Genomic DNA, 15,099 nt, shown 5'->3' on the forward strand with positions numbered 1-15,099 from the left:
TTCATTTGATAACATATATCTCACTTCTTGCTTGTTATCAGTTACACAAGTTGTCATGTCTTTCATGTGTTCACACTTTATTTGCATGTTTAAACTTCTCTTTTTCTAATTTATATATTTCTTCTGTTGCTAAACTGATTTTAGTTACAACATCTTTTTTATGGATTGGATAAATATAATACGTATCATGGATTGTTGATAGATCGATACAATCGCCTTTTTTCATGTAATCATATTCAATATGACATCCGTACATGGATAACGGTTCTTTCTTCAGATCGATGGGATATGTATCATGATCAACTTTTAAAAGAAATCCTTTTAGATTATGAATAAGTGTTCCTTGTCCAATGGGTATATATCCTTTACTATTTGGAAGTGATTCTACATTGACTTCATCTTCAAAATGATAATGCCCTGATACAACTTCTTTTCTAACATTTTCTCTTTCCCATTCATACCAATCTGGCGCATGAGAAAACTCTGTGATACCTTTGGTTGCTTTAAGCTTACCATAAACATCCATTTCATAAGTTTTGCCACAATGATTGCACCATATCTTATTGAAATTTGAATCCATCTCATGTTCAGTTTTACAAGAAGGACATTGATAAAGAACTTTATGCATTTGTTTTGCTCTATGCTTGTAGCCTATCTTTACTTTATTGTCAAACTGCCATTGATACTCATCATACTCAAAAGCGGTCTTTATTTTATCATTAATAGCCTCAACTGATAAGGCATTGATTTGCTCAATATCCAAAATTTTTGTCATATCTGCTTTTAAAGGTACATATCTCATATGCAAATTCCAAACAGGCTGTGTTAAATAGTTACCGTGCATATTTAGAACAACGACAGGTTTTTTTAAAGCTTTAACCATTTTACCTAAAGACTCAGGAAGAATTGCGGTTGTACCAATTAAAGAATATCTTGCTTCAGGGTATATGGCTACAATATAATTAAGCTTATCTAGAGCATATTTAATATGTCTAAATAAGACTGTATCATTGGTGAACTTTCTTTTCATGATACCACCGACATTGCGCAGCAATTTTTCTCTTTTAATAAAGCCATCAATTGCAATCACATAATTAGCTCTTCTTGGAAAAATTGCCCTTGTAGTGACTTTAAAATCGATAAAAGCATGGTGTGTGCAAAGTAAAATATAAGGTGGTTTTAATCCCTTAATGCCTACTTTATTCACTTTTAATCTTCTAAACCATATGGTTGGTAAAGATAAAAGCCATGCTAAAGGTGTTAAGTATATCTTTTCTTTAACTGGCTTTTTTTCAATGTCGAAATATTTAATTTCACTCATAATTTATCCTTAGTTAAATATTGTTCTAAATCCAAATATTGAATGCCATTTTTTCCTTGTTTTTTAGCAATGTACATCGCTTGATCAGCGACATGAATTGCATCTTTAAGTTTCGTGTTTTCTTTCATGATGGTCAGTCCCATTGATGTTTTAGTCATCAATGGATCATCGATATCTCTAAGTGTGGTTGCATCAATTAAAATCTGTAGGTTTTTAGCTCTTGCTTTTAAAGTTGTTTCATCTGCTTTATGATACATCACTAAAAGTTCATCTCCACCGTATCTAAATGCTAAATCATTTTGATCTAATGCGTTTAAGATGGTATTAGATACAGCTTCTAATATCTTATCACCTACTATATGTCCATATAAATCATTTGTTCTTTTAAAGTTATCTAAGTCAATAAAACATAAACCCCATTCTTGTAGATTTTTATCTTTTAAAAGAGTGTTGAGCTTTGTTTTCATAAAAAGACGGTTTAGTAATCCAGTGAGTGGATCAATATACTTAATAAGTTGTGTGATTTTTTCTTCTTCAAATAGTAATGATTTTGATGTCTCATCAGTAAATACCTCAATGGCACCCATAATCTTGCCTTCAATTTCTAAAGGAATTGCTCTAACATGAACGAGTTTTCGATATCCATCTTTATGTTGAAGATAAACATAATTATCAGTGATGATGTTTTCTTTGATTGATTTTTGTAACGGACATCCATCTAAACACAATTTTTTACCACTTTCATCGATGTGATTGAGTTTATTATCCCAACAATGTGATCCAACCATTTCCTCTTTGGAAAAACCTGATATCGTTTCAGCTACAGGGTTATAATATAAAATCTTCCTATGTGTATCAACAATATATACAGCCTCATGGAAGTGATCAAAATATTTTTTTAGTTGCTCAAGCATAGAAAGATCCTCATTTCTTACAAAATATTTAGTTTCTTAGCTGTAGATTCCATGATTTCAATTGCACGATCAAGTTGATCTTTTGTATGAAGTGCTGAAACCATGCATCTAATTCTTCCAGTATTCTTCGGAACAGTTGGAAAAACAATACCTGAAACATATACTCCATTATAAAGCAATTGCTTCGAAAACTCCATAGTTAGCGCTTCTTTTCCTATCATCACTGGAGTAATTGGTGTTTCACTATGACCGATATCAAAGCCTAATTTTGATAATTTGTCTTTAAAATATCTAGCATTATCCCATAATTTATCCGTATATTCACTTGATGTCTCTAACATATGAAATGCTTCGATGATTGCTGCTGCAGCTCCCGGCATCATTGCAGTCGAAAATAACAATGGTCGACCTCGATGAAGCAACCAATCTCTCATTTCCATAGAACCTGCTACATAACCTCCCACAACACCAATGGCTTTAGATAATGTACCAACAATAAAATCAACTTGGCCGTGTAGATGGAAGTGATCAACAGTACCTCTACCTCTTTCACCTAAAACACCAGAACCATGTGCATCATCTACATAAGTGAGTGCCCCATATGTTTTAGCCAGTTTAACAATATCTGGTAGTTTTGCAATATCTCCATCCATTGAAAACACGCCATCAGTAATAATAAGCATTTGCTCATATTTTCCTTGGCTTTCTTTTAAAATACGTTCTAAATCTTTTATATCACTATGTTTAAAGACAGCACGACTAGCTTTTGATAACTTAGTACCGTCAATGATAGATGCGTGATTGAGTTGATCTGATATGATTAAATCTTTGTCTGTTGTAATCGCTTGGATAACGCCAGCATTCACATTAAATCCAGATTGAAAAACGAGTGCTGCTTCTTCCTTTTTGAATGCAGCAATCGTTTCATCTAATTTTTCATGAATGTCCATATTCCCAACGATAGTTCTTACAGCACCTGAACCAACACCATATGTTTCGATCGCTTTGATTGCTGCTTTTTTTAATCTTGGGTGATTCGCGAATCCTAGGTAATTGTTTGATGATAAATTGATGACTTTTTTACCATTCAGTATGATTTCTGCATCACAAGGTCCTTCGTTTACTGGTAACTTACGATATACACCATCTTTTTTTAATTCTTCAATTCTACTTGTTAAAAATGACACTAATCTCACTCCTTATGTTTTGGTATCAATACAACTTTTCCACTATGTCCAGACATCATAATCTCCATGCCTTTTTCAACATCTTCTAGTGGAAGTGTATGTGTTACAATATCTTCTAAATCTAACATTTGATTGTTGATTAAATAACTCACTTTATCCCATGTATCAAATAAAAGTCTTCCAACAACACCATACATGGTAATACCTTTGAAGACAAAATCATTGGATAAGTCAAATGTAATCTCATCTTCGGTGATACCCAGCATAGACATTTTTCCGCCTGCTTTCACATATTTAAAAGCAGCCTCAATGGCAGATTTATTTCCAGAAAACTCTGTAACTACATCTACACCTTTACCGTTTGTTTCTTCCAAAACTCTTTTGATGACGTCTTCTTCTTTAGGATTAATGACAACATCAGCTCCTAGTTTTTTTGCTAATTCTATACGATATGGGTTAACTTCTATCGCAATGATTTTTCTCGATTTCATTGCTTTAGCAATATTAACTCCCATAAGACCAATAGGACCACATCCAACGACTGCAACATCTTTATCTACAATATCAAAATGAAGCATGGTATGTACTGCATTACCTAAAGGTTCTTGAATCGATAAGTATTTTGGATCGACATCTCGATTATTAACAATTAAGTTAAACTCTGGCATTTTAATATATTCAGCAAAACAACCATCAGTATCGACACCAATGATCTTTGTATTCTCACAAATGTGATATTCCCCTCTTTGACAAAATTCACACGTACCACAAACTAAATGCGTTTCAGACGAAACGATATCACCAATTTTCACTTTAGATACATCTTTACCGATTTTAATGACTTCACCAGCAAATTCATGTCCCATAATATTTGGTGGTTGAACCCTTCCTTGACTCCATTTATCCCATTTGTAAATGTGAACATCTGTACCACAAATCGATGTCGCAAGCACCTTAATTAAGACATCTTTTGGACCTAACTGATTTGGGATTTCACGGGTCGTTAGTTTGCATCCCTTATCTCTTTTTTCTTTAATCACAGCGGTCATTTGCATCTTTAATAGTTCTCCTTATGTACTTTGTTATAAAAACGCTTTCATAGTTTTATTATACGCTTTTTTTGGCTATTTTTAAACCCCTGCCAAAGAAAAAATGAATGTTTTTATATACAATCATTTTTCGTTTAACCAATATTGAATTGCGATCAATGTTTTACCATCTTTGATCTCATTTTTGAGCATTAAATCTCTTGTTTGGTCTTTGGTAAACAGATAGACATCAATGTTTTCATCTAAGTCTTTAGCAAGGGGATCTTCAACTTTATACGCATGTTTAGCTCTAAAGATTTGAATTTTTTCATCGCTGTATCCTACACATGGATATAGTTCATATAAAAATGAAATATGATCTGATCGATAGGTTGTTTCTTCTTCGAGTTCCCGAATCGCACATGCCATGAACGACTCTTCATCAACGTCCATTTTACCTGCAGGTATTTCATATATGATTTCATCTAGTGGATATCTGAACTGTTTGATTAAAATAATCTTGTCATCCTGTGTTGTAGCTAACATTGCAGCTCCACCAGGATGTTTTAAATATATTCTTTCTGATGTTCTGCCTGATGGCAACATAACATCATCTTCATAAAGACTCATAAAAGAACATTCATATACCTTTTTTGAACTTTTTTTAACTTCCTTCAACGTTTGCACCTACTTTATTGTCTTTATATTTAATATAAGCCATGAATAATTTCATTGTATTATATACGACTTCAAAATGAACATGTTCTAGAGTGTCATTAGGCGTATGATAACTTTGATTACGATTGCTGTTGGACCAAGGCATCCCAATTAAGGTTGTTGAGGCAATCCCCTTTTTTGCAAATTCTGCTGCATCTGTTCCCCCAGTTAGAAACGCTAGAGGTTGTTTGAAAGTAAAAATGCCTTCAAGTTCTGAAACATCTAATAATTCATCAGTAAAACCATCATCAAACTTCACAAAGTTATTCAAATCACTGGTCAAAAAGAACATTTCGTTCTCATCATAGAGACAATCAGCGTTTAATAAATATGTAGGTATCTCTTTGAGTTCTTTTTCATGTGCTTTCACATATGCTCTTGCACCTCTTAAACCCTCTTCTTCTGCATCAAAACTTAAAACAATGATTCTTGTGTGTTTTAAAGATTCCTTAAGTTTAAAATGCTTCCCAATCTCAAGAGCAATCATTGAAGCAACTAAATTATCTCCTGCTCCAGGTGTCCCTTTTTTACTTGCAAAAAACCACATTTGACCAACAAGTAAAAAGGTGATACTAAAAGTGATATTCACATATAAAGATAATTCATCTAACCAAGGTGTAAGAAAGCTGATCATGGATACAAGCGATAAAATGATGACTAATGCGATAGATCCTGTAGTCCTTAAATTATAGAGTTTTGGTTGTCTAATAAAGAAGTTAAAGATTCTAGCACTATCATGATGTCCACTGATTATAATCTGCTGCTTAACTTCATTTTTAGGCTCGATTTTGCCATATACATTCTTCCCTTTTTTCTTTGGATAAAACTTATCTAATAAAGGTAGATATAAAAAGAACTGTAAAACTAATACAATCACACTCAAAATGAGCAAAACAAATGATATCCATGCGTAATCAAGCCACAAAAAAACAAGTGCACATAGATAATTAAAAACCAAAATTCTTATCCAACCAAGAAATGCACCTTGATAGACATAAAACTCTTCTTTAAAAGCATCATCTGCAAACTCATTGATTGAATCATAGATATAATCACCAGCATCTAAAGCACTTTTTGATCCTGCTAATCTTGGTCCAAATAAATCAATGATTTTTTGTGTCTCTTTATAAACATCTTCTGTATAATTTTTTATTTCTTGATCCATGGATTTATCACCACTTTAACTCGTTTAAGTCTATTATAACATTAAAAAAAATGATAAAAGCATTGAAATTTAAATATGCCTTATGCGACGATAAAAATCTCAAAAAAAAGAAGGCCTATGTAAAGCCTTCTTTAAAATGTTTATACACTTGTATTTATAAAGCTTCAGAAATCGTCTTACCTTGCATATGTAGGATCAAATAGTCTGGACCACCAGCTTTTGAATCAGTTCCACTCATATTAAATCCTCCAAATGGTTGATATCCTACGATGGCTCCTGTACATTTTCTATTGAAATATAAATTTCCAACATGGAAATGATTTCTAGCTTTTTCTAAATTCATGCGATTATTTGAAATCACTGCACCTGTAAGTCCGTATTCAGTGTTGTTTGCAACATCTAATGCTTGATCAAAATCTTTGACCTTACACATTGCTAAGATTGGACCAAAGATTTCTTCTTGCATGAGTCTTGAATCTGGTTTAACATCATAATAAATGGTTGGGTCAATGAAATATCCTTTTTCATCACTTGCTGTACCACCAACAAGTAATTTTCCTTCTTTTTCGCCCACTTCAAAATAACTTGTAATCTTTTTAAATGCTAAATGATCATTAACTGGTCCCATAAAGTTTTCTAGCTTTTCTGGATTACCTACTTTTAGTTGATGCGTTAGACGTTTCACACGGTCAACCACTTGATCGTATACATCTTCAACAATAATAGCTCTTGAGCATGCACTACATTTTTGTCCACTAAAACCAAATGCTGCTTTTACAATGGATTCTGCAGCAAGTTCTATATCAGCTTCACTATCAACAATAATTGCATCTTTACCACCCATTTCAGCAATAACTCTTTTTAGCCATATTTGTCCTGGATGAACTTTTGCAGCTTTTTCATATATACCAATACCAACATCTCTACTACCAGTAAATGAAACAAATCTTGTTTTTGGATGATTAACTAAATACTCACCAATTTCACTACCTTTACCCGGCAAGAAATTGACAACACCTGCTGGAAGTCCCGCTTCTTCTAATACTTCTACAAACTTATAAGCAATGACTTGAGTCGTAGAGGCAGGTTTTAAGATCACAGTATTACCAGAAACCACTGCAGCACTTGTCATACCAACTAAAATAGCAAGCGGAAAGTTCCAAGGTGGAATAACGATACCAACACCTAGAGGTATGTAACGATACTCGTTTCTTTCAATGTTTCTTCGACTTAATACAACATCATCAATTTTAGTTAACGTTAACATTTGACGACCATAATATTCAAGGAAGTCAATCGCTTCTGCAACATCTGCATCAGCTTCTGGCCATGGTTTACCTGCTTCTTTAGTCATTAAAGCAGCAAACTCAAACTTTCTTTTTCGAATGATCCCAGCAGCTTTAAATAAAACATCTGCTCTAACTTTAGGATCAACAAGTTTCCAAGTTTCAAACGTTTTTAAAGCAACTTTCATTGCTTCATCAGCTTCTTTGATGGATGCTTGATGGATGGTCCCAACAACTTCTTTAAAGTTTGCTGGATTTAAAGAATCCATCTTTTTGTCTGTCTTTACACGCTTGCCATCAATGACTAAGTCATAGGTTTGACCTAAATAAGTGTAAACCGTTCTTAATCCTTCTTCATACTTCTTTACATGCTCTTCTTTTGTAAAATCTGTAAGTGGTTCTGTTTTGTAGCTATAAATTGCCATATTTCTCTCTCCTTTTCTTATACAACTGATTTTTCTATATGAATCTCTTGATCTTTAAATCTTTCAATCGATAAAAATTTAAGATCGACGGTTGGTTCCAATCCTAAAATAAGCTCTGACATTAAAAGCCCTGTCATTGGAGCTAACATAAAGCCATGACCAGAAAATCCACAAGCCATGTAAAAGTTTGAGACTTCACTTGCTTTTGAGATAATTGGTTGGTGATCTGGCGACATATTATAAGATCCACCCCATTGTCTTACTACATTTAGTTTACCAACAAGTGGCATCATATCGCAAACGGTTTTACTCATTTCATCTAAAAACTGCCAAGAACTTGAGATATCATGACCAGGTTCTTGGTCTGGATTTGATCTTCCCATTAAAAATGCTCCGTGTGGGACTTGTTGGCAGTAAATGTTTTTCGAAAATGACATCACCATCGGTCCTTGAATTTTTTCAACAGGTTCTGTAGCAAGTATCTCATGATTCTCTGAATAAACAGGTATATCTATACCAGCCATTTCGCCAATCTCTTTCGCATACCCACCAGCAGCATTGATTAAAAGATCTGTCTCATAAGTATCTTTATTAGTGATGACATGAGATACACGATCATCTTTAAGCTTTAAGCCCGTAACCTCTTCATAAAAGTGAAACTCAACACCTAGTTTTAATGCTGCTTTATAAAAAGCTTCTGTCGTTTTAAATGGATTTAAATGACCATCTGTTGGACAAAATGTTGCACTGATAAATGCATCCTCATTTAAATGTGGGACAATCTTTAAAGCTTCTTGTTTAGAAACTACTTTTGAAGGTATGCCAAGCTTATTTTGCATGCTTACATTTTTTTCAAACTGTTTTACTTCATCAGGAGTAGTTGCTAAAATCAAATATCCTTCTTGTTTGAGTTCAACTGAACCATCGTACTCCAATATTTCTTCAGCTTTCTCAAAGAATTCCATACTCTTTTTAGCCATAATCGCATTCATTTCTGTCGCCCACTGTTGTCTAATACCTGCACCACATCGACCGGTAGCGCCATTGGTAAAATATCCTTGATCGATGACTAAAATATCTTTTACACCTTTAATCGCTAAATGATATGCAATACTAACTCCACTAATGCCAGCACCAATGATAATTGCATGTTTTTTCATTTCTTGGCCTCCTTAGCAATACTTTCTAAAGAGATACCTTGAACCATAGGTCTTGATTTATGGGGTTTAATATTTTGTGGTTTTTTCTTTAAATAACTTGCGATTTCTCTTTGGATGATATGTCCACAGGTATTGGCTTGACAAGGCCCCATACCAACTCTAAGAAGTCTCTTTAAATCTTCAAATGTTTCATATCCTTCATCTAATTTTTTATGGATGTCTGCCAAGGTAACATCTTCGCAACGACACATGATGATTTTCTTTTTATCCATATTAAATCCTCACTGTTACAAATTCATGTAGATATTCTATTGGTACTGAAACTTCTATAAGTGCTGTTTTATCATTTTTCTTATTTGTAGTTACTTTGATAATCTCTGCATCACAAATCTTATCTCCACTACGATTAATTCCATCAACTTTATCACCAACATTTGGTTTAGGGTTAAACTCATAAGGAATTTTAAAAACAGCTTGATTGAACTTAATCTGTGCAACGATGATTGCAAGTCCTGGACAAGCAGTAACACAAATGCCACATCCTGTACATTTTTCAGGATCTAATTTTGGTTGTTTATTGATATCTTCTCCGATATGAATGGCATCAAAAGGACAACTTGTTGAACAAGGATTACAAGGAATATCTTCATAACATTCTAAAATCGCTTTAGGTCTTGCAAGTATTTTTTCATCAAAAAATCTTGATAAGACTAAATCTTTTGTAGCAACACCTGTTTTATCTAACATCTGCCATCATCTCCTTCATATCTTTTAATCCTTTTCTAGTTTTACTTCCAAAAGGACCACCTCTTAGAAGTGCTAAAGATTCTTCGTATTTTCTTACAAGTTCAACATATTTCGAATGATCTTGATTCAAATATTTTGAAACATATAAACCTGTGAGATAACCTTCCATCATCGCTGATGATGCTTCTTCTATACCGATAGAATCACCACAAGAAAATATGCCATCAACTGTTGTCATATGTTTTTCATCAACTAAAGCAACAGTGCCACCAAGTTCAGGAATATAACCTAATTTAGCATCCACCATATCAAGCAGTTGATAACTCGGTGCTAGACCTACAGAAATACATATGCCATCAATCTTTATAATCTCTGATGTTCCTTCAATTTCATTAAATTTCTCATCTAACGATACAATTTCAGCTGCTTCTACTCTTGTTGTTCCAATCGCCTTTTTAATGGTTTTATTGGTGTAAATTGGGACTCCTAGCCTTCTTAGCTTAGATGCGTGAACCTTATAGCCACCAATCTTTGATGAAGCCTCAATCACAGCTTTAACTTTGATACCTGCTTGTAATAGTTGATAACTTACAATAAGGCCAATATTACCTGATCCAATCATAATGATTTCATCTGCAGGTTTTACGCCAAACTGATTCATTAAAGTTTGGACAGCTCCTGCACCATAAATCCCTGGTAGATCATTATTTTCAAAAGCCAAAAACTTTTCACTAGCGCCAGTTGCAACAATGATTGTTTTTGCTTTGATTTTTAAATATTCATTTTGGTAAGAAATAGTTGCTACTTTGTCTTTATATAAACCTAAAACAGTAGCTTCTTGTAAGACTTCTAAGTTTCCATGGTCCTTTACTTGATCAATTAAGATCTTAGCAATATCAAAACCTCTAGTTTTTGCATATTGCTCTTTAGATCCAAAAAATTTATGTGTTTGCTTAACAAGTTGACCACCTAATGATAATCCTCTATCAACAATCATCACCTTAAGTCCACTTTCAATGAGCATGGATGCTGCACATAATCCTGATGGTCCGCCACCAATGATGAGCACGTCTTTTTCAATCATTTGTAGACCCCCTTATCATGTTGGATCTTAACATCCATATGTGGTTCCAACTTAGTGATACAAGTTTTAACATTTGGCTTTCCGTTAACTATCATTTTACACGAAGCACAATTACCAATCGCACAATAAAAACCTCTTGGTCGCTTTAATTTAATACTATAACTAAATACATCAACACCTAAATTAACCAGTGCAGATGCAATTGTATCTCCTTTTTGTCCAATAACTTCTTTACCTTCAAAAGTAAATACAATTTCTTCTTTTTGTTCAAAACTTAAAATCGGATGTGTTTTAATTCTCATAAAGTCTCCCTTTTTTCATTAAGATAATAGTTTATGTATGGCTAAAGCCGATTTTTTTCCAGCACCCATCGCTTCAATGACTGTTGCAGCCCCTGTGACTGTATCTCCACCTGCATAAACATGTGCTTTAGTCGTTAAGCCTGAATCATCTTTTGTGATAATACACCCTTTCTCATTGGTTTTTAAATCTGAAGAAGTTTGAGATATTAGTGGATTTGGTGTCGTGCCAACAGCAATAATGACAACATCAGTCTTCATCTCAAATAACGAATCTTCAATAGGTATAGGTCGTCTTCTTCCTGATTGATCAGGTTGTCCTAATTCCATTTTCATACATTTCACAGATCTTACAAAGCCAGTTTCATTTCCTAATATTTCAACTGGATTTGTCAATATATCAAAAACAATGTTCTCTTCCTTGGCATGTTCAATTTCTTCTTTTCTTGCTGGAAGTTCCTCCATTGATCTTCTATAGATGATGTGAACTTCTTTAGCTCCTAATCTTAGTGCAGCTCTGGCTGCATCCATTGCAACATTACCTCCACCAACAACAGAGACGATTTGTCCTTTGTAAATCGGTGTATCATATGTTAAATCATATGCCTTCATTAAGTTGACTCTTGTTAAAAATTCATTAGCAGAATAAACACCATTGAGAGTTTCTCCTGGGAGATTTAAAAACTGAGGTAATCCTGCTCCTGTTCCAATAAATATGGCTTTATATCCATCAGCAAACAAATCTTCTAGATATAAAGTTTTACCGATGACTGTATTCGTTTTTAACTTAACACCATGTATCATCAATTGCTGAATTTCTTTTTCTACAATTGCTTTTGGTAATCTAAACTCTGGAATACCATAAACTAAAACACCACCAGGCATATGTAGTGCTTCAAATATAGTGATATCATATCCTAATTTTAAAAGTTGACATGCACAAGATAATCCTGCAGGTCCACTACCTACAATTGCAACTTTCTTATGATTTCTATTGATTTCAAAACCACAACCTAATTCGCTATGTTCATAATGATAATCTGCAGCAAATCTTTCTAAACGTCCAATGGCTACACTTTCACCTTTGATACCTCTGACACATACTTTTTCACATTGGTTTTCTTGGGGACACACTCTACCACAAACCGCAGGTAACATCGATTCATTTAGAATGATTTGATAAGCTTTTTCAAGATTTTCTTCTTTGATTTCATGAATAAAACTTGGAATATCGATATGAACAGGACATGCATCTACGCATGGTTTATGTTTACATTCCAGACATCGATTTGCTTCCAAAACAGCATCTTCTAAATTGTATCCTAATGCGACTTCACAAAACGTATTCTGCCTTTTTTCGCTATCTAATAAAGGCATTTTTGTTTTCTCTAATGAAAGGTTCTTCATGCTTCACCTCTTTTAAGTACATCTTCGAAGTCTTTTTGCTCTTTTAATCGGTAAGCCATGTTTCTTTTTAATAAGGCATCATAATCGACTTGATGACCATCAAAATCAGGACCATCAACACAGGCAAACTTTATGCCATCTCCAACTTTAACCCTACATCCTCCACACATGCCTGTTCCATCAATCATGATTGGATTTAAACTGACTGTTGTTGGTATTTGATAATTTTTAGTCATATCACTTACAGCTTTCATCATAGGAATTGGTCCGATTGCAAAAACATGATCATATGATTGATCTTTTTTTAATATCTTATTCAACTGATCTGTCACAAATCCTTTTTCACCATAACTGCCATCATCTGTCGTCATATATTGATGATTTGTAACTGTTTCAAAGGCTTCTTTTAAAATGATTTGATCTTTGGATTTGAATCCTAAAATTAATTCTACTTGAGTATTTTGCTCGAATAGTGCTTTACATAAAGGATATGCGATTGCTGAGCCGACACCGCCACCAATAACCAAAACTTTTTTTAGATTTTCAATTTCTGTAGGTTTTCCTAAAGGTCCAACAAAATCTAATATATCATCGCCTTCACTTAGCATATTTAAAAGATAAGTTGTTTTACCAACAACTTGAAATATAATGGTTACACTCTTTAAAGCATGATCAATATCAGCTATCGTAAGGGGGATTCTTTCTCCCTTTTCATCAACTCTTAAAATGATAAATTGACCAGCTTTTGCATGTCTAGTGACATCAGGCGCAAGTACCTTCATCAATGTAATTGTAGGTGTTAATGATTTTTTGTAAATGATTTTATACATAATGAAAGCCCTTTCCTCTTTTATATAATTATATCATGAGATTACTAAAAAAAAGAAAAGCCTTTAAGATTTATCTTAAAGACTTATACATTTTCTTGAATTTTTTCTAGTTTATTACGTTTTCTTTCAATTTCTATTTTAGGTTTGAAATCAATTCTTAAATAAAAATAAATACCCGGTAAAATAATGACGAAATTACTAATCAACATTGCATACCAAATCCCACTACTGCCAACATCTGTTAAATACTTAAACATTAGAATGATTGGTATTCTTAAAATCCACAATCTAGTAATTGAAAAAACGAAAGTGAATTTTGTATTACCAGTTCCATTAAAGGTTCCCATAAAGGTTTGAAAGATACCCATGAGTGGTAAACCAATCAATAAATAAAACATATATTCAACCCCTAAAGCTAAAGCAACGGGATCGTCTTTGATAAATATACCTAATAAAGGTGCTCTAAACCAAATCACGATAAATGATCCTAATCCCATAAGTCCAGCAGATAAGACCATCGCTTTTCTAAATGCTAGCCTTGCACGTTCCGGATTTTCATTTCCGATGTTTTGTCCTAAATAAGCAGCTAGCACACCGCCAATCGCCATAACCGGATGTAAGATAATACTATTAATTCTATTACCAACACTAAATGCAGCAACAGTTGGATCTCCATATGTAACAATCAATGTATTCATGATGATAAAACCTATTGCTGTAATAGATTGCCCTAAAGCTGCTGGTATGGAATATCTAATAATTTTGCCAGCTACGTCAGGATCTAAAATGAGATGTTCTTTTTGAATCGTTACACCAGTTTTACTGTTAAACAACTGATAAATAATAAAAGGTATAATAACAACTTGAGCAATTAATGTTGCATATGCTGCGCCACTAACTCCAAGTCCTGCAACAGTAATTAAAAGTGGTGATAAAATGATATTAATCACAACAGTAATCACACCATATATCACTGGTGTAACTGTATCTCCTGATGATTGACGAATCGCAGTAAAAGCAAACAGAATAAATAAAAATGGAAGTTCAAAAGCTCTAATTCTTAAATACTTTGTACTGTTTTCTAAAACAAATCCTTCAGTTCCCATAAGTCTCATCACAGGTTCTGCAAAAAAATAAGCGCCTACATTAAGTAAAAGTCCTAAAATTAAAGCGATCACAAATAAATTACTAGCATATTTTCTTGCTTGAAACATTTGTTTAGAGCCTACTTGTTGACTAATAAGAGCTGTCCCTGCAGAACTAAGTCCAATGCCTAAAGATATATATGTGAAAAACACAGGAAACGTTAAAGATATAGAATTAATTGCTTCTGTAGAATAACCCGGTATTTCACTAACAAAAAACATATCAACAACATCATGAAGTGTCTTGATAAGATTATTAAGCATCAAAGGTATTGATAGTATAAGTAATCCTTTATAAATGTTAGGATCGTTTAGAATTAAGTGCTGTTTTTTCTGTTCTTTCGTCATGGTGTGCCTCCATCCAATCATTATATTTTAACATGA

General features: G+C 33.5%; 15 protein-coding genes. All 15 read right to left on the reverse strand.

All coding sequences use genetic code 11. The features are described 5' to 3' along the window. Nucleotides 1–70: 70 nt before the first annotated feature. Nucleotides 71–1,321: a hypothetical protein gene (locus tag BK011_03255; protein ID AUD64741.1), complete on the reverse strand. Its 1,251-nt coding sequence runs from the start codon at nt 1,319–1,321 to the stop codon at nt 71–73. Further along, nucleotides 1,318–2,235 (reverse strand): hypothetical protein, encoded by a 918-nt coding sequence (locus tag BK011_03260; protein ID AUD64742.1) that lies wholly within the window; start codon nt 2,233–2,235, stop codon nt 1,318–1,320. Before BK011_03260 ends, BK011_03255 begins: the two co-directional genes overlap by 4 nt. 17 nt (nt 2,236–2,252) lie before the next feature. Next, nucleotides 2,253–3,431 carry an 8-amino-7-oxononanoate synthase gene (locus tag BK011_03265; protein ID AUD64743.1) on the reverse strand — a complete coding sequence of 393 codons (1,179 nt, stop codon included), beginning with the start codon at nt 3,429–3,431 and terminating at the stop codon, nt 2,253–2,255. After that, nucleotides 3,428–4,477, reverse strand: coding sequence for an L-threonine 3-dehydrogenase (locus tag BK011_03270; GenBank protein ID AUD64744.1), 1,050 nt, complete (start codon nt 4,475–4,477; stop codon nt 3,428–3,430). The genes BK011_03265 and BK011_03270 overlap by 4 nt, the downstream gene beginning before the upstream one ends. 117 nt (nt 4,478–4,594) lie before the next feature. Continuing rightward, entirely contained in the window at nt 4,595–5,080 is a 486-nt protein-coding gene (locus BK011_03275; GenBank protein ID AUD66133.1) for a hypothetical protein, read from the reverse strand. Nucleotides 5,081–5,114: 34 nt separating this feature from the next. Continuing rightward, a complete protein-coding gene (locus BK011_03280) occupies nt 5,115–6,332 on the reverse strand; it encodes a hypothetical protein (GenBank protein ID AUD64745.1) in 1,218 nt (405 codons plus the stop codon). A gap of 154 nt (nt 6,333–6,486) precedes the next feature. Continuing rightward, the gene (locus tag BK011_03285; protein AUD64746.1) at nt 6,487–8,043 is read right to left on the reverse strand and encodes an L-glutamate gamma-semialdehyde dehydrogenase; all 1,557 of its coding nucleotides are present in this window, start codon (nt 8,041–8,043) and stop codon (nt 6,487–6,489) included. Nucleotides 8,044–8,060: 17 nt separating this feature from the next. Next, nucleotides 8,061–9,203: an FAD-dependent oxidoreductase gene (locus BK011_03290; protein AUD64747.1), complete on the reverse strand. Its 1,143-nt coding sequence runs from the start codon at nt 9,201–9,203 to the stop codon at nt 8,061–8,063. Continuing rightward, the gene (locus BK011_03295; protein AUD64748.1) at nt 9,200–9,475 is read right to left on the reverse strand and encodes a hypothetical protein; all 276 of its coding nucleotides are present in this window, start codon (nt 9,473–9,475) and stop codon (nt 9,200–9,202) included. Before BK011_03295 ends, BK011_03290 begins: the two co-directional genes overlap by 4 nt. A 1-nt stretch (nt 9,476) precedes the next feature. Continuing rightward, a complete protein-coding gene (locus tag BK011_03300; protein ID AUD64749.1) occupies nt 9,477–9,950 on the reverse strand; it encodes a hypothetical protein in 474 nt (157 codons plus the stop codon). Next, nucleotides 9,940–11,034, reverse strand: coding sequence for a pyridine nucleotide-disulfide oxidoreductase (locus BK011_03305; protein AUD64750.1), 1,095 nt, complete (start codon nt 11,032–11,034; stop codon nt 9,940–9,942). Before BK011_03305 ends, BK011_03300 begins: the two co-directional genes overlap by 11 nt. Beyond that, nucleotides 11,031–11,336: a pyridine nucleotide-disulfide oxidoreductase gene (locus BK011_03310; GenBank protein AUD64751.1), complete on the reverse strand. Its 306-nt coding sequence runs from the start codon at nt 11,334–11,336 to the stop codon at nt 11,031–11,033. Before BK011_03310 ends, BK011_03305 begins: the two co-directional genes overlap by 4 nt. A gap of 18 nt (nt 11,337–11,354) precedes the next feature. Next, complete coding sequence (locus BK011_03315; GenBank protein AUD64752.1) at nt 11,355–12,740, reverse strand: glutamate synthase (NADPH), homotetrameric; 1,386 nt, start codon at nt 12,738–12,740, stop codon at nt 11,355–11,357. Continuing rightward, nucleotides 12,737–13,570, reverse strand: a complete 834-nt coding sequence (locus tag BK011_03320) for a ferredoxin-NADP reductase (protein ID AUD64753.1) — start codon at nt 13,568–13,570, stop codon at nt 12,737–12,739. The genes BK011_03315 and BK011_03320 overlap by 4 nt, the downstream gene beginning before the upstream one ends. An 83-nt stretch (nt 13,571–13,653) precedes the next feature. Beyond that, nucleotides 13,654–15,063, reverse strand: a complete 1,410-nt coding sequence (locus BK011_03325) for a hypothetical protein (protein ID AUD64754.1) — start codon at nt 15,061–15,063, stop codon at nt 13,654–13,656. Nucleotides 15,064–15,099: the final 36 nt, after the last annotated feature.

Source organism: Tenericutes bacterium MZ-XQ (assembly GCA_002838205.1).
GTDB lineage: Bacteria > Bacillota_I > Bacilli_A > Acholeplasmatales > Acholeplasmataceae > Mariniplasma.

Excerpts from the sequence above, each read along its gene's own strand:
- BK011_03325 (AUD64754.1), bottom strand. The coding sequence starts at position 15,063 with ATGACGAAAGAACAGAAAAAACAGCACTTAATTCTAAACGATCCTAAC.
- BK011_03310 (AUD64751.1), bottom strand. The coding sequence starts at position 11,336 with ATGAGAATTAAAACACATCCGATTTTAAGTTTTGAACAAAAAGAAGAA.
- BK011_03305 (AUD64750.1), bottom strand. The coding sequence starts at position 11,034 with ATGATTGAAAAAGACGTGCTCATCATTGGTGGCGGACCATCAGGATTA.
- BK011_03295 (AUD64748.1), bottom strand. The coding sequence starts at position 9,475 with ATGGATAAAAAGAAAATCATCATGTGTCGTTGCGAAGATGTTACCTTG.
- BK011_03270 (AUD64744.1), bottom strand. The coding sequence starts at position 4,477 with ATGCAAATGACCGCTGTGATTAAAGAAAAAAGAGATAAGGGATGCAAA.
- BK011_03285 (AUD64746.1), bottom strand. The coding sequence starts at position 8,043 with ATGGCAATTTATAGCTACAAAACAGAACCACTTACAGATTTTACAAAA.
- BK011_03280 (AUD64745.1), bottom strand. The coding sequence starts at position 6,332 with ATGGATCAAGAAATAAAAAATTATACAGAAGATGTTTATAAAGAGACA.
- BK011_03255 (AUD64741.1), bottom strand. The coding sequence starts at position 1,321 with ATGAGTGAAATTAAATATTTCGACATTGAAAAAAAGCCAGTTAAAGAA.
- BK011_03290 (AUD64747.1), bottom strand. The coding sequence starts at position 9,203 with ATGAAAAAACATGCAATTATCATTGGTGCTGGCATTAGTGGAGTTAGT.
- BK011_03260 (AUD64742.1), bottom strand. The coding sequence starts at position 2,235 with ATGCTTGAGCAACTAAAAAAATATTTTGATCACTTCCATGAGGCTGTA.
- BK011_03320 (AUD64753.1), bottom strand. The coding sequence starts at position 13,570 with ATGTATAAAATCATTTACAAAAAATCATTAACACCTACAATTACATTG.
- BK011_03275 (AUD66133.1), bottom strand. The coding sequence starts at position 5,080 with ATGAGTCTTTATGAAGATGATGTTATGTTGCCATCAGGCAGAACATCA.
- BK011_03300 (AUD64749.1), bottom strand. The coding sequence starts at position 9,950 with ATGTTAGATAAAACAGGTGTTGCTACAAAAGATTTAGTCTTATCAAGA.
- BK011_03315 (AUD64752.1), bottom strand. The coding sequence starts at position 12,740 with ATGAAGAACCTTTCATTAGAGAAAACAAAAATGCCTTTATTAGATAGC.